This is a genomic window from Microbacterium sp. NPDC091382, assembly GCF_044757025.1.
Lineage (GTDB): Bacteria > Actinomycetota > Actinomycetes > Actinomycetales > Microbacteriaceae > Microbacterium.
Map to the genome: position 1 here is coordinate 752626 of NZ_JBIVUD010000001.1, position 25799 is coordinate 778424.

24 protein-coding genes are annotated in these 25799 nt (G+C 68.2%); 8 read left to right on the top strand and 16 right to left on the bottom strand.

Annotated features, from left to right (window positions below; genetic code table 11):
• Window positions 1–284: 284 nt before the first annotated feature.
• The gene (locus tag ACIQLK_RS03645; protein ID WP_400362944.1) at window positions 285–950 is read left to right on the top strand and encodes a hypothetical protein; all 666 of its coding nucleotides are present in this window, start codon (window positions 285–287) and stop codon (window positions 948–950) included.
• Here the strand turns inward: ACIQLK_RS03645 and ACIQLK_RS03650 are convergent.
• From ACIQLK_RS03650 to ACIQLK_RS03685, 8 genes are all read right to left on the bottom strand, one after another.
• On the bottom strand, window positions 875–2068 hold the full coding sequence (locus tag ACIQLK_RS03650) for a glycosyltransferase family 4 protein (RefSeq protein WP_400362945.1): 1194 nt from the start codon (window positions 2066–2068) through the stop codon (window positions 875–877). The genes ACIQLK_RS03645 and ACIQLK_RS03650 overlap by 76 nt on opposite strands.
• Window positions 2065–3213, bottom strand: a complete 1149-nt coding sequence (locus ACIQLK_RS03655) for a polysaccharide pyruvyl transferase family protein (protein ID WP_400362946.1) — start codon at window positions 3211–3213, stop codon at window positions 2065–2067. Before ACIQLK_RS03655 ends, ACIQLK_RS03650 begins: the two co-directional genes overlap by 4 nt.
• A gap of 1 nt (window position 3214) precedes the next feature.
• Entirely contained in the window at window positions 3215–4648 is a 1434-nt protein-coding gene (locus tag ACIQLK_RS03660) for a lipopolysaccharide biosynthesis protein (RefSeq protein WP_400362947.1), read from the bottom strand.
• On the bottom strand, window positions 4645–5886 hold the full coding sequence (locus ACIQLK_RS03665; protein WP_400362948.1) for a glycosyltransferase: 1242 nt from the start codon (window positions 5884–5886) through the stop codon (window positions 4645–4647). The genes ACIQLK_RS03660 and ACIQLK_RS03665 overlap by 4 nt, the downstream gene beginning before the upstream one ends.
• The gene (locus ACIQLK_RS03670) at window positions 5886–7418 is read right to left on the bottom strand and encodes a sugar transferase (RefSeq protein WP_400362949.1); all 1533 of its coding nucleotides are present in this window, start codon (window positions 7416–7418) and stop codon (window positions 5886–5888) included. Before ACIQLK_RS03670 ends, ACIQLK_RS03665 begins: the two co-directional genes overlap by 1 nt.
• A gap of 285 nt (window positions 7419–7703) precedes the next feature.
• Complete coding sequence (locus ACIQLK_RS03675) at window positions 7704–9380, bottom strand: aldehyde dehydrogenase family protein (protein ID WP_400362950.1); 1677 nt, start codon at window positions 9378–9380, stop codon at window positions 7704–7706.
• A gap of 19 nt (window positions 9381–9399) precedes the next feature.
• Window positions 9400–9660 (bottom strand): glutaredoxin family protein, encoded by a 261-nt coding sequence (locus ACIQLK_RS03680; protein ID WP_400362951.1) that lies wholly within the window; start codon window positions 9658–9660, stop codon window positions 9400–9402.
• Window positions 9660–10793: a glycosyltransferase gene (locus ACIQLK_RS03685; RefSeq protein WP_400362952.1), complete on the bottom strand. Its 1134-nt coding sequence runs from the start codon at window positions 10791–10793 to the stop codon at window positions 9660–9662. Before ACIQLK_RS03685 ends, ACIQLK_RS03680 begins: the two co-directional genes overlap by 1 nt.
• Before the next feature lie 138 nt (window positions 10794–10931).
• Between ACIQLK_RS03685 and ACIQLK_RS03690 the strand changes: the two genes are divergently transcribed.
• The gene (locus tag ACIQLK_RS03690) at window positions 10932–11774 is read left to right on the top strand and encodes a hypothetical protein (RefSeq protein WP_400362953.1); all 843 of its coding nucleotides are present in this window, start codon (window positions 10932–10934) and stop codon (window positions 11772–11774) included.
• A 2-nt stretch (window positions 11775–11776) separates the two neighbouring features.
• On the opposite strand, the gene ACIQLK_RS03695 is transcribed toward ACIQLK_RS03690, so the two are convergent.
• The 5 genes from ACIQLK_RS03695 to ACIQLK_RS03715 all read right to left on the bottom strand — a co-directional run bounded on the left by ACIQLK_RS03695 (window position 11777) and on the right by ACIQLK_RS03715 (window position 17152).
• A complete protein-coding gene (locus ACIQLK_RS03695) occupies window positions 11777–12625 on the bottom strand; it encodes an NAD-dependent epimerase/dehydratase family protein (protein ID WP_400362954.1) in 849 nt (282 codons plus the stop codon).
• A 38-nt stretch (window positions 12626–12663) separates the two neighbouring features.
• Entirely contained in the window at window positions 12664–12993 is a 330-nt protein-coding gene (locus ACIQLK_RS03700; protein WP_400362955.1) for a hypothetical protein, read from the bottom strand.
• A gap of 16 nt (window positions 12994–13009) precedes the next feature.
• On the bottom strand, window positions 13010–14254 hold the full coding sequence (locus ACIQLK_RS03705; protein ID WP_400362956.1) for an alpha-hydroxy-acid oxidizing protein: 1245 nt from the start codon (window positions 14252–14254) through the stop codon (window positions 13010–13012).
• Between the two features lie 41 nt (window positions 14255–14295).
• Window positions 14296–16338 (bottom strand): bifunctional aldolase/short-chain dehydrogenase, encoded by a 2043-nt coding sequence (locus ACIQLK_RS03710; RefSeq protein WP_400362957.1) that lies wholly within the window; start codon window positions 16336–16338, stop codon window positions 14296–14298.
• Window positions 16339–16399: 61 nt separating this feature from the next.
• Complete coding sequence (locus tag ACIQLK_RS03715; protein ID WP_400362958.1) at window positions 16400–17152, bottom strand: DeoR/GlpR family DNA-binding transcription regulator; 753 nt, start codon at window positions 17150–17152, stop codon at window positions 16400–16402.
• 44 nt (window positions 17153–17196) lie between these two features.
• Between ACIQLK_RS03715 and ACIQLK_RS03720 the strand changes: the two genes are divergently transcribed.
• A complete protein-coding gene (locus tag ACIQLK_RS03720; RefSeq protein ID WP_262981985.1) occupies window positions 17197–17331 on the top strand; it encodes a hypothetical protein in 135 nt (44 codons plus the stop codon).
• On the opposite strand, the gene ACIQLK_RS03725 is transcribed toward ACIQLK_RS03720, so the two are convergent.
• Window positions 17332–17928 (bottom strand): class I SAM-dependent methyltransferase, encoded by a 597-nt coding sequence (locus ACIQLK_RS03725; RefSeq protein ID WP_400362959.1) that lies wholly within the window; start codon window positions 17926–17928, stop codon window positions 17332–17334. It lies immediately after the preceding gene.
• 43 nt (window positions 17929–17971) lie between these two features.
• Here ACIQLK_RS03725 and ACIQLK_RS03730 point away from each other — a divergent pair, with 43 nt between their 5' ends.
• The 3 genes from ACIQLK_RS03730 (at window position 17972) to ACIQLK_RS03740 (ending at window position 20360) form a co-directional block, all read left to right on the top strand.
• Complete coding sequence (locus ACIQLK_RS03730; RefSeq protein ID WP_400362960.1) at window positions 17972–18727, top strand: MBL fold metallo-hydrolase; 756 nt, start codon at window positions 17972–17974, stop codon at window positions 18725–18727.
• A gap of 185 nt (window positions 18728–18912) precedes the next feature.
• On the top strand, window positions 18913–20172 hold the full coding sequence (locus ACIQLK_RS03735) for a DUF1524 domain-containing protein (RefSeq protein WP_400362961.1): 1260 nt from the start codon (window positions 18913–18915) through the stop codon (window positions 20170–20172).
• A 41-nt stretch (window positions 20173–20213) separates the two neighbouring features.
• Entirely contained in the window at window positions 20214–20360 is a 147-nt protein-coding gene (locus tag ACIQLK_RS03740) for a hypothetical protein (protein ID WP_400362962.1), read from the top strand.
• Between the two features lie 270 nt (window positions 20361–20630).
• On the opposite strand, the gene ACIQLK_RS03745 is transcribed toward ACIQLK_RS03740, so the two are convergent.
• Together ACIQLK_RS03745 and ACIQLK_RS03750 are read right to left on the bottom strand one after the other, a co-directional pair.
• Window positions 20631–22310, bottom strand: a complete 1680-nt coding sequence (locus ACIQLK_RS03745) for a DUF262 domain-containing protein (RefSeq protein ID WP_400362963.1) — start codon at window positions 22308–22310, stop codon at window positions 20631–20633.
• A 123-nt stretch (window positions 22311–22433) separates the two neighbouring features.
• Entirely contained in the window at window positions 22434–23438 is a 1005-nt protein-coding gene (locus ACIQLK_RS03750) for an HNH endonuclease (protein WP_400362964.1), read from the bottom strand.
• A gap of 79 nt (window positions 23439–23517) precedes the next feature.
• Here ACIQLK_RS03750 and ACIQLK_RS03755 point away from each other — a divergent pair, with 79 nt between their 5' ends.
• Window positions 23518–24714: a DNA cytosine methyltransferase gene (locus ACIQLK_RS03755; protein WP_400362965.1), complete on the top strand. Its 1197-nt coding sequence runs from the start codon at window positions 23518–23520 to the stop codon at window positions 24712–24714.
• A complete protein-coding gene (locus ACIQLK_RS03760; RefSeq protein ID WP_400362966.1) occupies window positions 24711–25784 on the top strand; it encodes a DNA cytosine methyltransferase in 1074 nt (357 codons plus the stop codon). The genes ACIQLK_RS03755 and ACIQLK_RS03760 overlap by 4 nt, the downstream gene beginning before the upstream one ends.
• The last annotated feature ends 15 nt before the right edge of the window (window positions 25785–25799 follow it).

The window sequence follows — 25799 nt, forward strand, 5'->3', positions numbered from 1 at the left end:
CTATGCCGTATCCCGCGCTCTCCGTGCCAGGGATGGGCGAATCGACTCGACGACCGGTATCCTCGGATCGGGGACACGCAGACTGGGGGAGTCGTATGCGAACGAGCGGTTATGGCATCAAGCGGGCGGGACGCCGAGTAGCCGAAACTCTGGACACCCTGTACGCGCGACGTCTCCGGGCCCTGCGCACCGGACCGCGACGGTCTGTCGGAGTAGTCGGGATCTACCGGGAGACCGAGCCCATCCGTTCGGCTGTCGCTCGACTCAGAGCCTCGCATCACGACGTGATCGTCAATGTCGGAGCGATGGGTGAGATCCCCGCCGAGATGGCTGCGGACACGGGCGCGGGCCACCTGACGGCCGGAAAGTTCCAGAACCTCAACGTCCTCGTACGGGATCTGCCCACAGTGGACTGGCTGGTGATCATCGACGACGACGTCGTCCTCCCCGACGGCTTCCTCGACCTCGCCATCGAGGTGTGCGAGCGGCTCGACCTCGCCCTCGCTCAGCCGGCGCAGACGCGGTTCAGCAACGCCAACTGGACCGTTGCGAAACGGCGACTGCTGAGTGTCGCCAGAAGGACGAGGTTCGTCGAAATCGGACCCGTCACTCTGATCCGAGCGGACGCGGCCAGACTGCTTCTGCCCTTCCCGCCCGACCTCCGGTGGGGCTGGGGTTTGGACTTCCAGTGGGCGCATCTCGTGGAGCGGGCCGGTCTGCGGATGGGTGTCATCGACGCCGCGGCCGTCGTGCACGCAAGCCGGAAGGTCGCGAGCACCTATTCCTGGGATGCCGCGCAGGAGGAAGGACGCGAGTATCTTCGCGGCGTAGACCATCTTCCGAATGACGTCGCGAAGGGTCGCGGATTGCGCACCTACCGGCTGCTGCCCCGGCGGCGAAACGAGGCCGCCCGCGTCGACGATCCGGAGACCACGGCCCGCTCGACATGACGGCGCACGGCGGCGCGGTAGGACTCGGGAGCATGCCGATGCAGAGCCTCAGCGCGACTGTCCACGACGTCCGCTCGCAGGGACGTCCAGGACTCCTTGAGCGCCCGTAGCTGGTCGGAGATGGCGGAAGGCTCGTCGACCGGAACCATGCGCGCGGTGGCGTAGCTGCCCGCCGCCTCTCGGAGACCGCTGGTGTCGGCGACCACAACGGGTCGGAGGCCGAGTACAGCTTCGACGGCGGTGTTGCCGAAGGGCTCGTCAATGCGAGACGGCACCACCACGACGTCCGCGTCGGCGACGAAGGCCCAGACGTCGGGCTGAAACCCGGCGAATGTGACAGACACGTGGTCTGACGCCGATTCGGCCTGTCGTCTCAACTGCTCGCCGAACCACTCGTATCCGGGGAAGGTGTCGCCGACGAGGGTGACCTCGACGGGCACGCCCTCGCGGGCAAGGAGCGCGGCTGCGGAGATGACCAGGTCCGGTCCCTTCCGAGGTGACAGTCGACCCATGTAGAGCACGCGGAGTGCGCCGTCCGGGCCGGCTCGCAACGGGGTCGGGGTCGCGGGTCCCACGACGCCGTTGAGGACGACCTCCGTCCGCGACGCGAGCCTCGGCAGGACCTGTCGGATGGTCGCCTGGCTGAACCGACTGTTCACCAGGATCTCGTCCGAGAGCATGTGCGGCAGGTACAGGAGCCGGTTGAGCAAGTCGCTCCCCGAGGCCTCCGCCTCGTGCACGTGACTGATCACCGGCACGTGTCGCAACCGCGCAACGAACGGCCAGAGGGGAATGGTGATGGTGCTCACGTACACCGCGTCCGGGCGGGCTCGACGCATGATGCGCCAGGCTGAACCGAGCCCGCGGAAGGTCTCCCTGATGAGCCGCATCCACCCGGAGGGACGAAGCAGCGCTTTGCGCAGCACGAGCCCGGGCGCGATGACCACCTCAGCGCCGAGCGAGCGAAGCTCCGAGATCAGCGGACCGGCCGCGGGAACCGCGACGACGACCCGGGCTCCACCCTCGATCAGTCCCGCGACGGATTCGCGGAACATCCGGTCCGATCCGAACAACTCGGCCCCCGGGTGTGCGGCGAGAACCGTCTGCGCCGCGGTCACGGCACACCGGCCATCGTCAGGACGGACCTCAGGGCCTCCGCTGCCGCGACCGCGTTGGGAGCCGGGTCGTGGTGGGTGCGTTTTCCGCTGCGGGCACGGACGGTGTCGGCGAGATCTTCGTCGCTGACACCTTCGACCTGGGGTGGAGCAGGGCAGGCTTCGAACGATTCGGCTGTCTTCGCGACGGCCGGGGTGAGCACGGGTGTGCCGAACGACCCGGCGACGATGGCGACGTGCATGCTCGTCGTGAACACGACACCTGCGGCTGCAAGGACGCAGACGATCTCGTCCGCCCCCAGTCCGATGAGAGCGTGAGTCGCCGTTCGCTGAGCAGCCGCCGCGAGCGCGCGGTCCTCACCCGAGCGTGTCCCGAGCGACAGGACGGCGACCGGCAGACCCGCCAGGGAGCGAAGTGCGGCCTCGACGCGGGCCTCCGGCCAGCCGTGGAACGTCGCTGCGTGGAAGACGACGAGCGGCTCGTCCAGGCCCAGCCGGTCCCGCACGATCTCGCGACCGCGCTGACTCGATCCCGGCTGGTCCGCAAGCGCGGGATGGGCGAAGACCATGTCGGGTGCGCGGACGATGCGTTCGGATTCGACGCCGATGTCCGCGAGCTGGCGGCCGGCGTGGGACGAGCGGACCCAGACTCCCTTCAGACGACTCACCGCCGCGCGGGTGCGAGCATCGTGAGTCACCCGGCGAGCGCCGACGGACACCAGCACGGTCGGCGCACCGGGCACCCAGTCCTCTTCCGGCAGCCAGGCTCCGGGACCCCTCAGGAGATGCCGCCGCGCGAACAATGCGGCCCGCAGCCGAACGAGACGACCGTGCCGCTGATCCTCCGGAATGGCCATGTGGTCGAGAGCCACGGTGGTCGTGTCGAAGCGGACGAGGTCCCCACCTCCCACGAGAACGGCGTCCGGATTAGTTCTCCGGATCTCTCGGATCGGCCGGATCGGCTCCCCGTCGAGAGTGGTGCCTGCGAGAGGTGCGAAGTGGGTGACCGCGGCCTTCAGCCCTATCAGCCGGAGGAGGTGGCTCGTGACCCGCGGATACAACTGGTCGCCCCAGTTGGACGCGGAGGAGTCGCCGACTTGGGCGAGCTGCACGGCTGTCGTCCGCGCCGTTGTCCTGACTGCAGACACGTCACCGATGATGCGCTCCTGACTCGAGGGCCTCATCCGTGAGGGCAGCGCGGCGCCTGCGGTGCCGGACGAGGAGGATGTTGGGAACGAGCTGGCACGTGACGACGGCGACGATCGAGCCGATGAGCGGACCGGGTGCTCCGAGACCGGGAGTGAGCGCGATCGTGAGACCGAGGCTCACAGGGAGCAACACGATCGCGCACGCAGCCTGGAAGGTGAGCCCGCGGGCATCGGTGAGCGCCATGCCGTAGGGCTGCTTCACCGCCTGAACGACGATGAAGACGCCACCCGCCACGAGGATGGGCCAGCCCAGTTCGATCCGGCCGCCCGATGCGAGGTCGGCGAGCCAGCCCGACAGCATGAAGATGAGGACGCTGCCGGCGAACGCGAGTGCCGCGAACATCCCGGCCATGGCGTGCGGTGAGAATGGTGTGGCCGTGCCCGCCGCACGCGCGCGAGCGAAGACCGGCCACAGCGACATGCCGGCGGTGGCGAGGACGCCGAGGGCGGGCGTGAACATCTGCATGGCGAGGCTGTACTCGGTCAGGTCGTCGAGTGAGCCGAGGTGACTGAGGACGAGTCGGTCCGAGGACATGGCGATCGGGAGAGCGATCATCTGCACGAGCATCGGCCAGGCGACGTTGAAGACCCGCTCTCCGCGCACGCGCGGGTTGAGGCTCCGGCGAAGCGCCACGCCGAACGCGGGCGAGATGCGCCTCACTGCGATGGTGAGAGCGATGGCGCTGATCAGGAACGTGCTCGCATAGGACGCGACGGCAATGTATCCGCCGTCTGCCCCGAGCGAGATCGTCAGCCAGAGCGCCACGAGCACCAGCGGAGTCTGCAGCGCGCCGAGGATGACGACGAGCGTGTTGAGCCCGAGAGCGATCAGGATGCGCTGGCCGAAGGAGATGAGCAGGTTGAGCCCGAAGATCGCAAGGCAGAGCGTCGCTGCGAGCGCGCCCGATCCCAGACTCAATCCATCGCCGAGCAGCGTGTCCCAGTACCCGAGCGCGTAGATGGCGCCTGCGACCGTGAGAAGGGTGATCGCGCAGCACGCCAGCAGGCGCATACAGGAGACCAGAACGCCGCGAAGCCTCGAATCGGTCCGGGGGTTACCCGCTGCAGACACGGCATTGAGGATAGCCGCCGACAGCCCGAGGTCCGCGAAGGGCAGGAGGGCGGCGATGCCGACCAGGAGCGTGTACTGGGCGTACGTCGCCTCACCGTAGGTGTCGAGGATGAGTCGGGTGACGACGATGCCGAGAAGCGCACTCACCGGCATCACCAGCAGTCGCGCCACCGCGCTGCCGCCGACCGACGCGAGCATCCCTCGTCGCGTGGCGAGCCGCCGCTCGAGGCCCGCGTCGACGTCCCTCTCTACCTCGTCGATCGCGTCGACGTCGGCGGTCGGGGCGGTATGGGATGCCGTCATCCGGCGCTCCGTTCTGAGCCGGACCGTCGCCGCGCACGGCGTCCGAGTTCGTGCATGGATTCCCGGAGCGCCAGTCGCAGCGCGAGGTCTTCGTAGGCGAGCGCCACGTCATCCCAGCGGAAGGCCACTGCGGCTCGCGCTCGCACCCGTACCCCCGAGGCCACGGTGCGATCGGGGTCCCGCTCCATGGCGGTGAAGCGCTGCGTCGACTCCGCGGCGTCCGCGAAGAAGAGCCCGTGATCATCGAGGGTCTCGTGGTTGAAACCGACGTCGTACGCGAGGACGGCCGTGCCCGCCCCCATCGCCCGAAGGAGCGAGGGGTTCGTCCCGCCGACGGAGTGACCGTGCACGTAGGTGAACGCGTGGAAGTAGAGGGCGTCGAGCAGATCCTGATCGTAGACGCCGCCGAGGAAGCGGATGCGGGGATCGTCGCCGGCCGCAGCGCGGATCCGTTCCGTGTACTCGGCGGCGTACGGAGCCGAACCGACGACCACCAGCGGTTTCGCGGCCGCGCTGGCTCGGTACCCTTCGACGATCTCGAGAACGTGGTTCTCGGGCTCGAACCGGGCGACGACGAGGTGGTAGCCACCGGGTTCCAGATCGAGGGTGCGGATGCCGTCGGCCGGCGCGCTTTCGAGGAGGGGCGCTCCGTAGCGGATCAGCTCTGTCGGCACGCCGAATTCGCGGTCGTAGTACTCCCCGATGCCGGGTGCGTCCGCGATGAGCGCATCGGCCGTTCGCACCCCGAACTCTTCCGCCCATCGGTAGTACGCCTTGCCGCGCCGCCCCCACTTCGAGCGCTTCCATTCGAGGCCGTCCATGTGAAGCGCGGTCGGGATGCCGCGGGCGCGCAGCAGTGGCAGGAACGGCGAGTTCGCGGCGTTGAACACGAAGGCGGCGTCGGGCCGACGCCGGAACAGTGCGTGGACGGCGGAGAGGCCCGTGTGGCTGAGGGTCTCGAGTTGCTTCACCGGAACAGCGGGCAGGTGGACCACCCTCATGCCGAGGTACTCCCGCTCGCGACTCTCGGATCCGCGCGTGTACACGGTGATCTCGTGGCCGCGCTCGACGAGCCGGCGTCCGATCTCCTCGACCGCCGTCTCGAACCCGCCGTACGAGGCGGGCACGCCGCGCGTGCCGATCATCGCGATCTGGAGCGTGCGCGTCGCATGGTCGTGCGCATCGGCGGCGACAGGGTTGCCCGCCGCATCCACCCGCCCATTCGAGTAGAGCGTCATCAGTAGGCCCCCTGCGGTGCGATCATGACCTTCGCGGTGCGCCACATGAGGACGAGGTCCGTCATGACCGTCCAGTTCTCGACGTAACGGAGGTCCAGGCGGACGCTCTCCTCCCAGGAGAGGTCGCTCCGCCCGCCGACCTGCCACGGACCGGTGATGCCCGGCTTGATGTAGAGCCGGCGGAAGACGGTGCCGTCGTATGCGGTGACTTCTGCGGGGAGCGGCGGACGCGGGCCCACGACGCTCATGTCGCCGCGCAGCACGTTCCAGAACTGCGGCACCTCGTCGAGCGAGAACTTGCGCAGGACCTGCCCGACCCGGGTCACCCGGGGGTCGCGCTTCAGCTTGAACAACGGGCCCGAGCCCTCGTTCTGCTCGAGGAGTGCGGCCAGCTGTGCTTCGGCATCCACCCTCATGGTGCGGAACTTGAGCATCGCGAACTCGCGGCCGTCACGGCCGACGCGGGACTGGCGGAAGAACACCGGCCCGCCGTCGTTCGTCTTGATAGCGAGGGCGATGACCAGTGCGACGGGCGCGAAGGCCAGCAGTGCGCCGGACGAGACCAGGATGTCCAGCGCGCGCTTGACGTAGTAGGACGCCCCTTCGAAGGTCGGGATCTTGACGTGGATGAGGGGCATGCCCTCGACCGGCCGCAGCGACATGCGCGGGCCGGCCACGTCGGCGAGCCGGCTCGAGATGACGAGCTCGGCGGCCGTGCCCTCGAGCGACCAGGAGAGTCGCTTGACGTACGTCGGGTCACCGGCGGGCTGGCTGGCGACGACGATGGTGTCGCTGCCGTAGATCTCCGCCGCGCGGAGGACGGCGTCCTCGCCGTGGAGAACCGGGTATTCGACGCCGTCGACCCGCACGCACTCGTTCGAGTCCTCGAGAAGGGCGACGCCGACGACGAGGTAGCCGAGCTGTCCGGCGGGACCGAGGGTGCGGATGGCGTACTCGACGTCGTCCCGCGAACCCACGACGACGGTGCGCGAGGCGAACCGGCCCTCGGCGCGCTGACCGATGAGCCACCTCCGCCAGGCCCACCGCGACAGCAGAAGGGCCAGCGTGCCGAGGGGGAGCGCCGTGAAGAGCTGAGCACGGATGCCGTCCCACTCGAACACGACGAACAGGATGGCGAGCAGTCCGAACGCGAGCCCGGTGGCGTGGGCGACGCGGGCGTACTCGACCGCGCCCGACCCGATGATGCTCGACGATCGGGTGTTGAACAGGAGCAGTGCGGCGAGCCAGAGCGTCCCGGTCGCGACGGCGATGGCGGCCGCGCTGTAAGGGATCGTGCCGATCGTGCCGGCGGCGGTGACGGGCACCGAGGCGGCGGTCGCGAAGGCGCACGCCAGTGCGACGATGGCGGTGTCGCTGGCACGCAGCCGCACGCGGAAGCGGCGCTCCCACTGCTGACGACTCACGAGGGCGGCGGACGCGCGCGGTGCGGCGCCGGCCAGGTCGCGGACAGCGGTCAGCGGGCCGAGCCCCGACAAGGTGAACGAGGGTGACAGGCCCTCGACTGCGCTCACCGAGCGCCCCCACAGACAACGGACAGCCGCCGCATCATGCCCCCAAGCACTGTGCGTCACTGCACCCGCCCCCACGGCGGATGCATGTTTCCCCAAAGCGAGCGTCACGGTCCCCCAAGGACCTCCGCGCGACCCCCCGGCCGCACGTTCCGCTCGTGGGCAACTGTAGCGCGCGACGGGCGGTCGTGCGAGCACGCGACGTTAACTCGATGTAAACCGCTGTTCACGTCGACGGATGCCGCGGCCCGGCATCCGTCCCCGGTGCATCCCCCTGCGGGGGGCGACTCAGGCGCGGAAGGCCCGTGCGAGAGTGGCCAGCAGGGGGGCGATCCGCCCGTCGATGCGGAAGCGGGTGAACCCCTCGGACACGGCGCGGCCGGTGCGCGAGGTCACGAACCACGGCGGCTTCGGGAGCACGGAGAACCTCCCGCCGGTCAGCGAACGCGGGAAGGGGCGGAACGGTCCGCGTACGACGGTCCGCTCGACGTCGTCGAGCAGCAGCGCGTTGTGGACGATCCCGATCCCGCTGGGCGCATCGTCGACCGAGCCGCCGGGGAACGCCCCCCACGTGGCGGTCGGCGTGAGGAAGCCGAAGGCCGTCCACGCGTTGATGGCGACGGTGCCATAGCGCAGGCGCGCGATCGACCGCTCGAACGCGGTGCCGAGTGCGCGCGCCGTGACCGGGTCGACGAGCACGTTCGCGCCGAGCGTTCCGGTCAGCCGGTCGTTCGCGTGATCGATCGCCGCATCGAGGAAGGTCGCCCCCGTGCCCGGGAGATCGACGATCCCCAGCACCGGCGCGAAGTATTCCGTCGTCTCGATCTCCCCGCCGCCGACGGCGATCGCGCGCGTGCCGCCCGCGAACCAGTCGGCGTCGGGGTAGGTCCGGCTCACCTGCTGCAGCCGAGCAGGCGCATTCGGGTACCAGACCGGGCGCTTCGGGGTCCGCGCGAAAGCGCGTCGCAGTTCGCGCTCGAAGTCCTCGCGCTGGTCCCAGTCGCGGCTGAGCAGGACGACCTGTCCGGCGATGCAGTTGTGCCCGCTGTTGTGCAGTCGCATCGTGGCGACGTGCTCGGCCTGGAAGCGGAGGTCGGCTCTCGACCAGCGGCCCGGCACCACGATGATCGGGGACACCCCGCCGAGTTCGGCGGTGATGGGGACGCGCAGGCGGTCATCGTCCGAGCCGACGATGGCGCGGAAGGTCGCCTCCGACCCGGTGATGTGCACGTGGTCGACCTCGGGGTGGCGCGTCAGGTAGGCCCCGACGTCACCGCCTCCGCTGACCACGGCGACGAACCCGGCGTCGATGAGCGGAGCGAACACCCGCTCGAAGACCGGGACGAGCGCATCCTGCGTCGGGTTCACCTTCAGCAGAGCGACCCGTCCCTGCGCCAGCAGTTCGTACAGCACGTCCAGGAACGGGATCGAGGTCACGTTCCCCGCCCCGAGGACGAGTCCGACACCGGTGCTCCGGAGCGGATGCCGCGAACCGAGACCCGCGGCATCCCGGGCCGCGTGCGACGTGACACCGGGCTGCAACCACACCTCGGTCGTGTAGCCCGACAGCAGGATCCGGTCCGAGAGGCGCAGCGGCGAGGTGTGGACGACGGTGCGTCCATCGGGTGCCGTTCCCGTGCGGATGCCGCCGAGCGGGCTGCGGCCTCGGGCGAGGGCGTCGAGAGTGTCGGCGTAGGCGTCCAGGGCGACGATCGCGGCGTAGGGGCCGGCGAGCCACTCTTCGCCGGCGAGCGGATGCCGCGCGCTGAGGCCCTTGCCGGCGGCCGCGATCCGGGCCCAGTCGTCGGCGCAGTCGGCGACGGCCGCGCGGACCCGGCGGAGCAGGTCACGTCGACCGGCGGCGGTGAGCGCCGTCCAGTCGGTGGCGCCGGCGCGCAGGCGGGTGAGCGCTGCGTCGAGCCGTTCCCGGGTTTCGTGCGGTGGGGCCGGTGACGTCGTCGTCATCGTCGCTGTGCCCGTGGGCTCAGATGAGCGACAGCTCGCGGAGCTTCGCGGCGACATCGTCGTTGCTCGGCTCCACGTGGTGGGTCGCGTCGGGGTAGACGACGACGGGGATGTTCGTGCGTCCCGAGATCTCGCGGGCGACCTCGGCGGCGTCGGGTTCCGCTTCCAGGTCGACGTAGCGGTAGTCGACCCCGAGGCTGTCGAGCTGCGCCTTGGTGCGGCGGCAGTCGCGGCACCATTCGGCGCCGAACATCGTGATCTGAGCGGACGTGTCGGTCATCACTCCAGGGTACGCCTGCCTGCCGGGGCGGGCGCCGGCTCCGTCGCCGCGGAGGGCGCGCCCTGGCGGCGCGGCGCGTAGACGACGAGCGCGTGGAAGACGAAGCGCAGCACGAACGCCGCGACGAGGGTGAGCGCAGCCGCGAGGACGGCCGGGATGTGGGCGCCCTCGACGAGGATCGACAGGATCGGGATGCGGACGATCGCCTCGAGCCCGTTGAAGGTGAACGATTTGACGAACCGTGTGAGCATCCGCCCGGATTCGGAGCGCATGTCGGCGAAGACGAGGTATTCCAGGAGCAGGAAGTTCGTGACGATCGTGATCACGCTCGCGATGATCGCGGCGGGGACGTAGTCCATCCCGAACCGGATCAGCCCCCACATGATGACGAGGTTCGCAATGGCGCCGAACCCGCCGACGAGGGCGAACGCCGACATCCGGCCGAAGCGCAGCATCGCGAGCTGCGTCAGGAAGCGCACGCCCTGAGTGAAGGTCGCCTTGGAGGTTCCCGCGTGGCGCGAGGCGAAGTCGAAGGGGACTTCGTCGACGCGCAGCTGACGCCGAGCGAGGATCTCGAGCAGGATCTTGAAGCCGCGGGGTCGGAGCGAGTCGACGTCGACGGCGTGGGTGTCGACGAGGAAGAACCCGGTCATCGGGTCGGAGCAGTTCGCCAGCTTGCGGGGGAACATCGCCTTGGTCAGCGCCGTCGAGGCCCGTGAGACAGCGGTACGCGTTGCGTCGGCGAGGCCCTTGGAGGTCCCGCCCGAGGCGTAGCGGGACGCGACGACGACGTCGACGTCGCCGCGGTCGGCGCGGTCGATCAGTCGGGGGATGTCCTCGGGGGGATGCTGCAGATCGCCGTCCATGACGAGGCACCAGCGCGAGGTCGCCGCCTGGAACCCCGCGACGACCGCGCCGCCGAGGCCTGCGACGGGGTGCTCCCGGTGGATCAGCCGCACGGGGAAGCCCGCCCGCGCGGCCGCCGCGGTGATGATCTGCGGGGTGTCGTCGGTCGAGTCGTCGACGAAGACGACTTCGAACACGCGTCCCTCGAGGGCGTCGCCGATGCGCCGCAGCAGCTCATCGACGTTCGGACCTTCGTTGAAGGTCGGAACGATGATCGACAGATCCATGGCGGGGCTCGCGATGCTCGGCGGCGGGCTCGGGGACGTCTCAGCCTAGCCGTGCGGTGGCGGCGTCGACTGGGGATGTCCCCGGCGAACGTCAGGTATCCGCTGACGGTGTCTCGGGCGGTCTGATAGACAGATCACATGATCTGGGGGGATGCCGCTGCGCCGCGCACGCGCCGGCGCGCGAAGGCGAGCGTCCTCGCGACCGCGCTGGTGATGCTCTCGACGGGATGCGCGTCGACGGCCGTCGACCCCGCGGCCGGCGCCTCCCCGACCGCGGAGGTGCCGGTGATCGCTGCGGCACCGTCGCCGTCCCCCTCGCCGACGGCCGAGCCCTCCCCGGCGTCCTCGTCGGTCATCGCGACGCAGGAGATCGCGGGCTCGGGTCCCGGCGCCGTCACCCTCGATGTGCCGGCTGGCACGCGCTCGGTGCAGATCCAGCTGACGTGCGATCCCGCGGAGCGCTTCACGGCGGAGCTCGGCGACTCGATGATGCTCGGGCAGGCGCCGCAGTCCGGGCCGTGCGACCCGGAGCGCGTGCTCTCCTGGCCGTGGGAGGCCCGGTCGGCTCCCGACCTCACGCTCGGGCTGACCCCGGAGGTCGAGTGGTCGGCATCCGTCTCGTATTCGTCCGAACCGTTCCCGCAGGATGCCGTGCTCGCCGAGGAGTGCGAGCTGTTCTCGGGCGTATACAGCCAGGTCACGAACGCGGACGAGGGCTACGGCTTCTACGCGGCTTTCGGCGCAGACGAATGGAACCGCCGACTGGATGCCGCGGCCGACGCGGCGGACATGCTCGCCGCGTCGTCGTCGACGGCCCTCGCGCCCTATCTCCGGTCGCTTCACACGGTTCTCGCGGAGCGCTCGCCGATCCCCGGCGGAATGACCGAGGTGCAGGAGTTCTGGGACGCTCAGAACCCGATCGCCCAGCTCTGCGCGGTCAACCACAGCGAGGTCTACGTCCTCGCCGAGTTCGGCGGCTGACCTCAGTCGACGGCGTCGCGCCAGGAGTGCTGCGGGCGGTAGCCGAGCAGGCGCTGCGCCTTCGCGGTCGAGAAGAGGGAGTCGTTGACGCCCAGGTCGCCGCGTAGCTCGACGTCGGGGAACACCTCGGCGACGAGCTCGTCGTTCGGGCGGCTCATCACGGTGTCGGCCGCCGCGATGAGGAAGTGATCGAACCCGGGGCCTGCGACCTCGAGGGCGCGATCGATGGCCTGAGCGCCGTCGCGCGCGTCGATGTAGCTCCACAGGTTCCACTTGCGCTGCCACGCGTCGGCGTCGAACGACGGGAACTCGGCGTAGTCCTCGGGCCACATGACGTTCGAGAACCGCAGGGCGGTGATGGATGCCTCCGGGTACCACCGCGTCAGCTCGATCGCCATCTGCTCCTCGAGGTGCTTCACGAGGGAGTAGACCGATTCGGGTCGCGCCGGGTAGTCCTCGTCGACCGGGATGTAGGGCGGCGGTACGTCGAACGGGAGTCCCTGGACGGTCTCGCTCGAGGCGTAGACGATCTTCGTGATCCCGAGGCGGAGCGCGGCCCAGAACACGTTGAAGGTGGTCGTGATGTTGTTGTGGAAGGTCGCGACGTCGGGGCGGATGCCGGGTGCCGGGATCGCGGCGAGGTGGACGAGCGCGTCGAGGCCGTCGTGCTGATCGCCGACTCCGGTCAGTGCGTCGACGACCTGGCCGTGGTCGGTGAGGTCGATCTGCACGAAGCCCGGGCCGCGAGTGCCGTGCTGGTCGAGGCCGATCACCTCGTGGCCGGCGGCGGCGAGTTCGCGGACGACGACGGACCCGAGTTTTCCGGACGAACCGGTGACGGCGATGCGCATCCCGTCAGCATGGCACGCGTCCCGGACAGCGGGGGCCGTCACCACCCGTGGGTGTTGAGCCATTCCCGACGACGGGATGCCTCGGCATCCGTCTCGCCCTCATCCGAGGTCTCGTGCTCCGCGAGCACGGCGTTCTCGAGCGGGACGAAGCGATGGCAGACGGGGCAGAGGGCTCGGCCGTGGGGCCATCCATCGGAGAGTGCGGCGGCCGGGGTGCCGTATTCGCCGGAGCCGGGGCACCGCGACGGGTCGGCCGCGGCATCCGTCCACATGATCGTGCGGTGGCGGTGCAGTCCGGGGTGGTCGAGGGGGCGCGTGCATCGGCGGCCAGCGCTGCGACTGCGGCAGAAGCGGACGACGTCGCTCATCGGACGACGATCGCGGTCAGGCGTCGGAACGGGGCACCGGCGCGAGGCGCGTGAGCTGCGTGACGTGCCTCGGCTCGAGCTCGGCGATCGAGGCGACGCCGAGCAGCTTCATGGTGCGCTCGATCTCGCTGCGGAGGATTTCGATCGTCTTGTCGACGCCCGCCCGCCCGCCGGCCATGAGGCCGTAAAGATAGGCGCGGCCGATGAGGGTGAACTTCGCGCCGAGCGCCATCGCCGCGACGATGTCGGCGCCGTTCATGATGCCGGTGTCGACCATGACCGTCGCGTCCTTGCCGACCTCGCGCACGACGGTGGGCAGCAGGTGGAAGGGGATCGGAGCGCGATCGAGCTGACGTCCGCCGTGGTTGGACAGGATGATGCCGTCGACGCCGTGGTCGATGAGGCGTTTGGAGTCCTCGACGTTCTGCACGCCCTTGATGACGATCTTCCCCGGCCAGATCTCGCGGACGACCTTCAGGTCCTCGTAGCTGATCGTCGGGTCCATCGCCGCGTTGAGCAGGTCGCCGACGGTGCCGCCGGTGGCCGAGAGCGAGGCGAACTCGAGCTTCGGGGTGGTGAGGAAGTCGATCCACCACCACGGCCGCGGGATCGCGTTGACGATCGTGCCGAGGGTGAGCTGCGGGGGGATCGAGAAGCCGTTGCGCTTGTCGCGCAGGCGTGCGCCGGCGACGGGGGTGTCGACGGTGAACTGCAGGGTGTCGAAGCCGGCCTCGGCGGCGCGCTTCGCGAGACCGTACGAGATCTCCCGGTCGCGCATGACGTACAGCTGGAACCAGTTGCGCCCGTGTGGGTTGGCCGCCTTCACGCCCTCGATCGAGGTCGTGCCGAGCGTCGAGAGGGTGAACGGGATGCCGGCGGCCCCCGCCGCTCCGGCGCCCGCGGTCTCGCCCTCGGTCTGCATGAGCCGGGTGAAGCCGGTCGGCGCGATGCCGAAGGGGAGCGCCGACGGTCCGCCGAGGATCTCCACCGACGTGTCGACGTCCGCGGCGGGTCGGAGCACGTCGGGGTGGAACTCGACGTCCTCGAACGCCTGACGCGCGCGTGCCAGCGAGGTCTCGCCCTCCGCGGCGCCGTCGGTGTAGTCGAACGCGGCCTTCGGGGTGCGACGCTTCGCGATCTTCCGCAGGTCGGCGATCGTGTACGCGGCATCCAGCCGTCGCTTCGTGCCGTTCAGCTCGGGCTTCTTGAACTGCATGAGCTCGAGCAGCTCGACCGGCTTCGGGAATTGACGCTGCACCATGGCAACCATCCTCCTCTGGAGTGATCCGACGCGGGCCGGGATTAACGCAGGAACGCGGCGGCGACGCCGGAGTCGACGGGAATGTGGAGTCCCGTCGTGCGCGAGAGCTCCGGGCCGGTCAGCACGTAGACGGCGTCGGCGACGTTCTCGGGCACGACCTCGCGCTTGAGGATCGTGCGGTTCGCGTAGAACTGGCCGAGGTCCTTCTCCTCGACGCCGTAGGTCGCTGCACGGTTGGCGCCCCAGCCGGCGGCGAAGATGCCCGACCCGCGCACGACGCCGTCGGGGTTGATGCCGTTGACGCGCACGCCGTGCTCGCCGAGCTCCACGGCCAGCAGGCGCACCTGATGGGCTTGGTCGGCCTTGGTCGCCGAGTACGCGATGTTGTTCGGGCCGGCGAAGACCGAGTTCTTCGACGAGATGTAGATGACGTCGCCGCCCATGTTCTGCTCGATGAGCGCCTTCGCGGCGGCCTTGGCGACGAGGAACGAGCCCTTCGCCATGACGTCGTGCTGCAGGTCCCAGTCCTTCTCGGTGGTCTCGAGCAGCGGCTTCGACAGTGACAGGCCCGCGTTGTTGACGACGAGGTCGACGCCGCCGAAGGCGAGGACGGTCGCGTCGATCGCGGCCTGCACCCCCGCGGCATCCGCCACGTTCGCCGCGACGCCGATCGCGACGTCCGTGCCGCCGAGCTCGGCCGCGGCAGCCTGGGCCTTCTCGAGGTCGAGGTCGGCGACGACGATGCACGCGCCCTCGGCGGCGAGCCGCGTGGCGATGGCCTTGCCGATACCGGATGCAGCGCCGGTCACGAACGCGATGCGACCCTGATGCGTTTTGGGCTTCGGCATCCGCTGCAGTTTCGCCTCTTCGAGAGCCCAGTACTCGATGCGGAACTTCTCAGCGTCCGAGATGGGGGAGTAGGTCGAGAGCGCCTCGGCGCCGCGCATCACGTTGATCGCGTTGACGTAGAACTCGCCCGCGACCCGCGCGGTCTGCTTGTTCGCGCCGTAGCTGAACATGCCGACACCCGGGACGAGCACGATGAGCGGGTCGGCGCCGCGGATGGCGGGGGAGTCCGCCGTCGCGTGCGCGTCGTAGTACGCCTGGTAGTCGGCGCGGTAAGCCTCGTGCAGGTCGCGCAGGCGCGCGATCGAGTCCTCGACAGAGGCGGATGCCGGCAGGTCGAGGATGAGCGGCTTGACCTTCGTGCGCAGGAAGTGGTCGGGGCAGCTCGTGCCGAGCTCCGCGAGTGCCGGAGCCTTCTCGGCGGCGAGGAAGTCGAGGACGACGTCGCTGTCGGTGTAGTGGCCGACCATCGGCTTGTCGGTCGAGGCGAGGCCGCGGATCGTGGGCGCGAGGGCGGCGGCCTTCGCGCGGCGCTCAGCCTCGGGCAGTGCGTCGAAGCCCGCGCGGATCTCGCCGAAGGGCCGGGCCGCACCGTGCTGGTCGATGTAGGCCTGGGCGGTCTCGATGATCCAGAGGCTGTTGCGCTCGGACTCCTCGGAGGTGTCGCCCCACGCGGTGATGCCGTGTCCGCCGAGGATGCAGCCGATCGCGTCGGGGTTCTCGGCCTTGATCGCCGCGATGTCGAGGCCGAGCTGGAAGCCGGGGCGACGCCACGGCACCCAGGCGACCTTGTCGCCGAAGATCTCGGCGGTGAGCTTCTCGCCGTCGGCGGCGGTCGCGATGGCGATGCCGGCGTCGGGGTGCAGGTGGTCGACGTGGGCGGCATCCACCAGTCCGTGCATGGCGGTGTCGATCGAGGGCGCCGCGCCGCCCTTGCCGTGCAGGCAGTAGTCGAAGGCGGCGACCATCTCGTCCTCACGCTCGACGCCCGGGTAGACGTCGACGAGCGCGCGCATGCGGTCGAGGCGGAGGACGGCGAGGCCCTCGGGCGTCAGCGTGCCGAGGTCGCCGCCGGAGCCCTTGACCCAGAGGAGCTCGACGGGCTCGCCGGTGACGGGGTCGGTGTCAGTGCCCTTCGCAGACGTGTTGCCGCCCGCGTAGTTGGTGACCTTGGGGTCGGAGCCGAGGCGGTTGCTGCGCGCGATGAGTTCGGCGGCGGCCGTGGGCGTGGGGGACATCGACTCTCCTGCGAGGCTCAGACGTGAAAGATATTGTGAAACCTTTCACAATCTAACAGGATCAGCGGATGTCGACCAGTCCCCGGAAGGCGTCGAGCCGGTCGTCGGCGGGGTCGAGCTCGGTGACGAGCAGGTCGACGTGGGCCCAGGTGAGGGCGCGGGCAACGGCGAGGCGATCGAGCTTGGAGGAGTCCGCGAGCACGACGGTCTCGTCGGCGTGGGTCGAGAGGACGCGCTTGACCTCGGCTTCTTCGAGGGTCGTCTCGCTCGTGCCGAACGACGGATCGAGGGCGGCGGCGCTCGTGAAGAAGCGGTCGTAGTGGAAGCGCCCGGCGCTCTCGCATGCCTGCGCGCCGACGAAGCTGCCGGTGCGCGGTTCGAGGTGTCCGCCGAGGAGGATCGCGTCGACGGCGGGTCGTCCCTGGGCTGCGCGGAGGTTGTCGTACGAGTTCGTGACGACCAGGAGTTCGTCGGTGTCGTCGAGGGTCGAGATGAGCGCGCCGACGGTGGAAGAGGCGTCCATCGCCGCGGCACCGCCGTGGGGGAGCAGATGGTGCGCCTTGCGGGCGATCTCGGCCTTGGCGCCGCCGCGCGCAGCGATGCGAGCGGTGAAATCCTGCGGCACGATGGCGGCGACCGCACCGCCGCGGACGCGTCGCGCGAGACCCTCGCGGACGAGGTCGTCGAGATCGCGGCGGACGGTCATCGCCGAGACCCCGAGCGCCTCAGCAGCCGGCTCGAGCCGGACGCTGCCGGATTCGGCGAGCATCTCGATCAGGAGCGACCGTCGTTCGGCGCTGAGCAACTGCGGCATGCGCTCAGGGTAACCGGGTGCCGTGGCGCGCCTAGGCTCGTTGCGTGAGCGAGCGTCCGGCGGTCATGTGCCCCACCTGCGGCGATCCGCTGCGGTTCGAGATCCTCGACGACGAGCGGTTCACCGTCGCGTGGTCGTGCCTGAACTGCGGGTTGGTGCGCGTGACGGAGCCACGCTGATCAGCTCCGGCGCTCGGCGATGATCGCTGCGACAGCTCGGGCTCCGCGCTCGGCGCGGCGGTGGACGGCGACGACGTCGAAGCCCGCGGACTCGAGGACCCGCTGCAGGTCGCGCGTGTTCCAGCGGTAGGCAAGCACGACGGCGTGGTCGAACGCCTCCGTCTCGTCCGCGTCGAAGTAACCGAGGAGCAGCGAACCGCCGGGCCGCAGCACGCGCGCGAACTCGCTGAGCGGAACTGCGATCGTCGACGGCTCGTGGTGGATCGTCGAGAACCAGGCGAGGATGCCGCCGATCGCGGCATCCGGTTCGTCGATCGACTCGATGCTCTCGACATGGAATCGGATACCCGGGTGGGTCGCGCGGGCGTGGTCGATGAACTCCGGCACGAGATCGATGCCGCGGATGTCAGCACCGCGCTCCGCGAGATGCTGTGTCCAGTGCCCCGGACCGCAGCCTGCGTCGATGAGCCGACCGGATGCCGCTGCTCCCCACGTCTCGATGAGGTGGCGATCGGCGTGGTGCATCGCGCTGAGGGACCCGAGCGCGTCGACGTACTCCGCCGCCCGGTGCGAGTAGGCGGCGGTCGTGCGGGTCACCCTGCGAGGCTATCGACCGCCGTGGGCGTGAGACGATCCCGGAGTGAAGATCACCCAGGTGCGAAACGCCACCCTGCTGCTCGAGGTCGGCGGCATCCGCATCCTCGTCGATCCGATGCTGGGGGCGAAGGCGTCGCAGCCGGGCTTCGCCAGCGAGCGCCGCAATCCGCTGGTCGACCTGGTCGTGCCGCTCGCTGACCTGCTCGAGCCCGACGTCGTGGTGGTGACGCACACGCATTCCGATCATTGGGATGCCGCCGCGGCCGCGCTCCTGCCGAGGGACGTTGCCGTGCTCGTCCAGCACGATGAGGACGCCGTCAAGGTCGCCGAGGCCGGCTTCACGGGCGTCATCGTCCTCGATGAGCCGACAACGGTGCGCGGCGTGACTTTCACGCGCACGGGCGGACAGCACGGCTCGGATGCGACGCTCGCCGCGGCCCCGCGACTCGGCGAGGTCATGGGTGTGGTCATCGCGCACTCCGCAGAGCCGACCCTGTACGTCGCGGGCGACACCGTCTACCACCCGGCCGTCGAGGCAGCGCTCGACGCGCACAGTCCGGATGTCGTCGTCCTGAACACCGGTGAAGCCGTTCTCCCGGGGCTGGATCCGATCCTGATGGGAGCCGAGGACGTCGTGCGCGTGCACGGTCTCGCTCCCGACGCGCGCATCGTCGCGGTTCACATGGAGTCGCTCGATCACTGCACCGTGACCCGCGCCGATGTGCGCGCGGTCGCGGCGGCTCACGGGATCTCGGCATCCGTCCTCGTTCCGGAGGACGGCGACACGCTGACGGTCTGATCAACGGGGCGCCCGAACGTCGGGATACGGTCGAGGATGACGGGCTACTCCAGCCCGCTCCCGGCCATGCCCGACCGTCCCTCCCGACGACGCTCCGGCATCTGCCACTGCCACGGATCCGTGGCCAGTCCGCTCAGCAATCGCGCGCCTTCGTGCGGTCTTTCCTCGCTCGAAGGAGCACCACCATGCCCTCGCTGACCCCGCCCCGCCCGGCCCCCGACACCACGCCCGGGAAGGCGGGGCGCCACAAGAAGCTCTGGTGGATCGCTCTCGCATTGGTCCTGGTGATCGCGATCATCGTCCTCTCGCCGATCATCTGCACCCTCGCGCTCGCCGTCGCGATCACCGCAGGAGTCTCACTCGGCAAGAAGACGCCGACGTTCCTGCGATTCACGACACCGGCCGCCGCCACGCGCGCGCTGATCCTCTCCGTCGTCGTCGCGTTGCTGTCGGCCGGCATGGCGAACCTCGTGCTGCCGCGGGCGGACACGGTGGATGAGGCGCCCGTCGCCTTCGCGTCGGCATCCCCGGCCGCCGACGACACGGTCGCGGTCGGTGAAGGTCCGCAGGCGTCCCCGACGCCGACCGAGACCGTCACGCCCGAGACGGCCGACGCGAGTACTGCTCTGGCGGCTCTCGCGACCCTCGAGGTGAAGGGTCGCGCACCGAAGACGGGCTACGACCGCGACGAGTTCGGACAGCGCTGGAAGGACATCGACCGCAACGGGTGCGGACAGCGGGACGACGTCCTCGCGCGTGATCTCACAGCCGTGCAGAAGGACGGCCGATGCGTCGTGACCTCCGGCATCCTGAATGATCCGTTCACGGGTGACCGCATCGAGTTCGTGCGCGGCCAGAACACCTCTGCCCTCGTGCAGATCGATCACATCGTTCCGCTGTCGGATGCCTGGCAGAAGGGCGCGCAGCAACTCACCGCGCACCAGCGCGAGACGTTGGGGAACGACCCGCTGAACCTGCTCGCCGTCGACGGTGCCGCGAATGCGCAGAAGAGCGACAGTGACGCTGCGACGTGGCTGCCGAAGAACAAGGATTTCCGGTGCACCTATGTCGCCCGCCAGGTGTCGGTGAAGGTCGCCTACGAGCTCTGGGTGACCCAGGCGGAACGCGATGCCATCGAGCGGATCCTGACGGAATGCCCGGCCGAGCCGCTGCTGACGTCGGAGTACGCCGCCGACGCCATGGCGATCGCGGCGGACCCCGCGTCGAAGCCCAGCCCGAGCGTCGCGCCGGCGCCGAAGCCCCAGCCGACGCAGGAGTCGAAGCCCGCACCGGCTCCTGCTCCCGCGAAGCCTGCGCCGCCCGCGGACGTGTACTACAAGAACTGCACCGCCGCCCGCGAGGCGGGAGCAGCTCCCGTGCACGTCGGCGACCCCGGCTACGCGACGCACCTCGACCGGGACGGCGACGGCGTCGGCTGCGAGTAGCGACGGTCGACAGACGCGTCGGTGGCGGCCACACTGGTCACATGGATCCCCTGACGAGCGCCGTGCTTTTCGTCGCCGTGTTCGCCGCCGGCTCGTACGTCCTCTACTGGACCATCCGTAAGGCCGTCGCGCACGGCATCCAGGAGGCGCGTCTGGCGGCGGAGAGCCAGCGAGTCGACGCGGGCTGAGCGACTGACGCGCCTCTCACCGGGAAAAGGCGAAACCCCCGCGAATAGAAGCTTCGCGAGGGTTCCTAGAACCGTTGTAACGACGGTTTGTGTGGCTCCGACGGGCGTCGATCCCGTGACCTCACGATTTTCAGTTGTATGCGCGGGGTTCGTGGGTGCTCACGAGCGCTCGTTCGCCGCGTGGTTCCGCGGAAGTTGTGCTCGATGGTGATGGCTGGTCGTGGGTGGTGTCAGCCGGGTTCCCGGCCCAGGACCGGCCCGCAAGTAGCCTCAGAGGCTTCGCTTCCATACCTGAACAGCGAGACTCGCGAGCCGGCGCTGCCGATCGGCAATCGATGCCGGCGTCCAATCGTCCTCTTCGCCGATCTCCGATGTGAGACTGAGCGTGGAGGCGAGCAGCACAGGCTTCTTAACAGTGAAAGCCTGATTGCCAATCGCGTCGTTCTCGGACTTCCTCAAGAGGCAATGATTGCCCAGGCGATCCACCCAATCGGCTCGGAGATCGCCTGTGAAGCTCGGCCACTCCGACGCGGTTGCTCGCTTTGGCAACACGTGTTCGAGGTTGACGGCATTCTCGTCAGCGTTCGGCACGAGCTCCGGCTCCGCCTGCCCCTGCGACTCTCGCTCGAGAGCGAGCAGGTAGTACCGTCCGATGTTCGTCCTGGGCACGCGGATCGTGCTGAACGCATTCTCGAACTCTTCATCGGTGGCAACAATCGCGCTCAAGGATGGCAACAGTTCAGACGCCTGCTTCGCCGTGCCCTGGCGGATGTTGATCGCGGCTTCGCAGTACGCCTTTTCCGCCGTGCCGCCGCCGATGCCGCCAACTACCAGACCGCGGACGCCCCAATTGACCGCCAAGCGCAGCGCCTTCTGCGCTTCGCTCCGGCCGAAGTGCTGGAGGACGGCGAGAAGAAGAGGGCGGTTCTGCTCAAGCCCGAGACGATTCAGAGTTTCTATGTTGGCCTTCGTCTCGGTTCCCCACCCCTGCCAGTACCCGTGACCCGGGTCAAGCAGTGCCGCATACAGCACCGACGCATTCTCTAGCTCACCCGCGAAAGAGATCGCTTGAGCGGACGTCGTCACACTCTCCTTGATTCGTCTGTACAGGTCGCGTTCTCTGGTCGCTCCATGCATGGAACTCCAGTACTGGCGTAGGAACGTGATGAAGAGGTCTTGATCTGTGTCCAGTGCGCCCAGCGCGATAAGCCAGCGCTCTCGCACTTGATCCAAACCGCCGTGCGTCTGCGAGGCTCGTCCGAAGAGGTAGCTCTTTAGCAGATCGGCAAGTGTGAGCTTCGCCCCGCGGTCGTTCAGCGTCTCGAAGATGAGGAATGCGTCCGACTCGGTCGCCACCGAGACGTGAATCACGTTGAGGCCTTCCTCGATGAACTTTCGCCACGCAACGAGGCGGCTCACCCACCCAGAGCCGGCATTCGTAGCCTCCTCCGCCACGAACTCTCGAAGTCGCCGGTACGCAGCCCCGATGAGGGGATGCGAGGCACGTGTCGGTGCCACCGGCGCGGATCCCTCGACGACGAACTGGCGGAAAAATTCGTCATCCTCAGAGTTGAGAGTCAAACGTGGGATGAAGTCGTCCTCGTCATCAGAGTAGGAGTTCAGGAAGTCGCGATTGATGCTGTCGGCGCGGTTCGTTTCCTGCTGCTCGCGATAGTGGTCGCGCAGCGCACAAAGTAGAAGCGCCGTCGTTGCCAGACGCTGCTGTCCGTCGATGATCGTCGCGCGTGAGGCATCCTCGCTGAGGACGATGGTCCCCATGAAGTGCTCGCGCGGCTCGCTGTTAAATGCGCCGCGAATGTCAGCGCAGAACTCCTCCACTTGGTCCTTCTCCCAGGCGTAGGAGCGCTGATAGATCGGCACCTTCAGCAATCGCTGCTTCAGTTGGGCGCCGATCCCAGCGAGGCCGAAATCGATCGTGCTTGCGGTCATTTGACTCTCATCTCTTTCCCTAGCTGATCTCAGCGGACGGTGTGCAACAGATCGCCCTCTGGTGACCGTGGCCCCGATGAGGGCTTCTGCTATGCCAAGTCCAGCGCGTCAAGGGTGGGTCTGTTAGCTCCCCCAGCGGCGCGCTTGTCTCCCGATCGCAAGGTTCTGCGGGCTCGGTCGCTCTTGATCGTCGGCGGGAATGATTCTCAGCAAACGCCCGTCGAGATCGTCTATCCAAGTTCTGTCGAGCGCGTTCAGACGGTCACGACTGCGCACACCGTTGGCGACTTGGACTTCGTACTCAGGCGACACCGAGATGATCCCGCGGTCGTACGCAGCGTGATGGTTCCTGCACAGCGCCAGACCATTGTCGGTCTCGTCAGAACTGCCCGGCCAAGCGACGGGAACGATGTGGGCGCCCTCGATCAGGTCGAGGCCAAGTCCACAGATTGCGCACCGATGCTGATACGCCGTGCGAATGCGATGACTGAAGTCCCACGCCCGAAACGCTAGTTTCAGTCTGCGCTCGACGGTCGTGCGAACTTGTTCTTCAACATCGGGCGATGTCGCCGACACTGCGTCGTGGGTTGATGCTGTCCACTCGCTCGCCGATTCCTGGCTCTCATGGAGTTCCCGGACATTGAGGCAATAGGCGGCCAGCAGTTGGGGCCGGAACGCGACTACTACGTCCCCACTCGCTCGTGTTCCCGCGGCGAATCCACGCTCGGCTGCGCGGTTCATGACTTCCTCTCGCACCTGGAGGGAAGGAGAGTACGAGTTGCGATGATCGTGGATCGTCGGGTCCCATCCAACGAACACGCGATGTTGCTCGCTCCAGCCGATGATGATCAGGACTTCACCTGCCCGAGGTGTGGGCAGGTAGGTGGTCAACTGGATGCGGAACTCATCCGGTGCACGTACGTGGCCACCTCCGTGCGTTGCATTCCACGCGTAGATCCGGATGAGCGCTGGTTCAGCCAGGCGGTTCCCTCCGATTGCGTATCGAAAGGGCTTCGCGGCCTCCTGTGGCAACGCGGTGATCGGGAGGCCGGACGCGACGAGACTCTTCTCGACCCACTCGTGCAACTGGCGCGGCGACAGCAGACGGGACGACTCATCGGGGGCCACGGCGCTGACCCTATCGCGCCTCGTCGTCGACCCGCTGGCGACGCTCCCGGGTACGCGCCGCGACCGAAGGTACGCTCGGATGTGGCTGGCGGGCGATGTCGGAGCTTCCGCGTACCGTCACAGCATTCTCGCCGGTCAGTACGAAAGGTATCCCGTGATCAAAGAGCTTCCTGTGATCGATCTTTTCGCAGGTGCGGGCGGCCTTGGCATAGGCGCGCAGCGCGCCGGCGCTGATCTGCGACTCTCCGTCGACAACGACTCCTATTCGTGCGAAACGATGGCGCAGAATCCGACACTTCACGCCGGGCGCTCGATGGTCGGAGACGTGACTGCTTTGACCGGTCGTCAGCTTCGAGCCGACGCAGGGTTGCGCACGAGCGAGGATGTAGTCGTTATCGGGGGCGCGCCTTGTCAGCCGTTCAGCAAGGCGGCTTACTGGGTCGACAAGGGTGAAGAGGCTGCGTACCGACGCGCACGAGCTCGCGGAGAGTCCGCGGACCGGCCCAAGGAGACGCCCGCTGCCCGTCCGGACAGTAGGCGCACGCTGGTCCATGAGTTCCTGCGTCTCGTGCTCGAAACCGATGCGTCTGCGTTCGTATTTGAGAACGTTCCGAGCATTCTTCATCCGCGCAACAAGCACATCTTCGAAGCGCTGCGCGCGGACGCGGAGGCCGCAGGCTACTTCACTCGGACAGTGGTTGCTACTGCAACAAACTACGGCGCGCCTCAGTCGCGGCAGCGAGTGTTCTTGCTGGGCTCGCTTGAGCAGACGCCCGCCGAGCCGACGGTCACCCACGCAGAGGTTCCGTCGATCGGCTTGTTGAAGTGGCGCACGGCTGGGGACGCTCTCGCCGAGGTCGACCCACTTCTCGTTTCACGCGACGCGGTGGCAGTCGAGGGTCGTTGGGCTCAGCATCTCCGTGAAATACCACCGGGCATGAATTACAAGTTTCATTCGGCATGGGCGGGACACCCGAACCCGACGTTCGAGGCGGAGACGCGCTACTGGAACTTCTTGCTCAAGCTTTCGCCGGACCGTCCGTCCTGGACAATTCCCGCCAGCCCCGGTCCGTGGACTGGGCCGTTTCACTGGGACAGCCGTCGCCTGTCGGTCGATGAGCTTGCTGCGCTGCAGTCGTTCCCGGCTGGGTACACGTTTGCGGGCCCTCGACGCGAGCAGGTGCGACAGATCGGCAACGCTGTGCCGTCGGTGATGGCCGAAGCGATGGTCGCCTCAGTCATTGCGTCGGTATCGCGCTCTGAGGTAGCCGCATGAGCGCGTCTATGCGCGCTGTGAGTCTCTTTTCGGGTGCAGGGGGGCTCGATCTCGGCATGAGGGAGGCCGGGTTCGAGATCATTGCGGCGGTGGATACTGATCGCTACGCCGCGCGCAGCCACGAGCGGAACTTCCCTGAGACCGCGTTCTTCAACGGGAGCATCTCGGACTTCACTCAGCAGAAAGTGACGGAGTTGGTGGGTGCGGCGCGGCTCGAGGATGTCGATTTGCTCGTGGGCGGCCCACCGTGTCCTCCGTTCTCGAAGAGCAGGTTCTACCGCACGGATAAGCCACGCGCGATGGAGGATCCGGTCGGCGAAGTTACGATCTCCGGATATCTCGAGACACTTCGCTGGCTCCGCCCCAAGACCTTTCTCCTTGAGAATGTTGCGGGTATGGCGTTTAAAGTGCATCGGGAAACTCTCGATCACATCCTCGCTACAGCAGAGAGCTATGGGTATCGCTGCCAGTACCGGGTTCTTAACGCAGCCGACTTCGGAGTACCGCAGATTCGTCAGCGATTCTTCATCGTCGGAACGCTCGAGGGCGAGTTCGCGTGGCCCGCCGCAACGCACGCGGAATCAGGAACTAGCGACGTGCTGCCTCCGTGGGAGACAGCAGGCTCAGTCCTCAGAGATCTTGACACGGAAGCCAATGCGTCAGACGAAGGTCATGTCGCCGGAGGCAAGCACCACGATCTCCTGGAGCAGATTCCACCCGGGGATAACTATCTCTACTTCACCGCCAAACGCGGCCACCCTGACCCACAGTTCGAGTGGCGAAAGCGTTACTGGTCGTTTCTTCTGAAGCTCAGTCCTGACATGCCGGCATGGACGATTCAGGCACGCCGCTCGAACAACATGGGTCCCTTCCATTGGCGGAGTCGGATCCTGCGTATTGAGGAAGTGAAGCGTATCCAGACCTTCCCCGACGACTGGTATCTCGCAGGAAACGTCGAGCAGCAGTGGCGTCAGGTCGGAAATGCTGTGCCTCCCAAGCTGGCGAACGCCCTCGGAACCGAACTAGCGGCCCACCTCCGGGCGGTGGCTTCAGAGCGAAGGGCTGCCTGATAAGTGCCCAAGCTT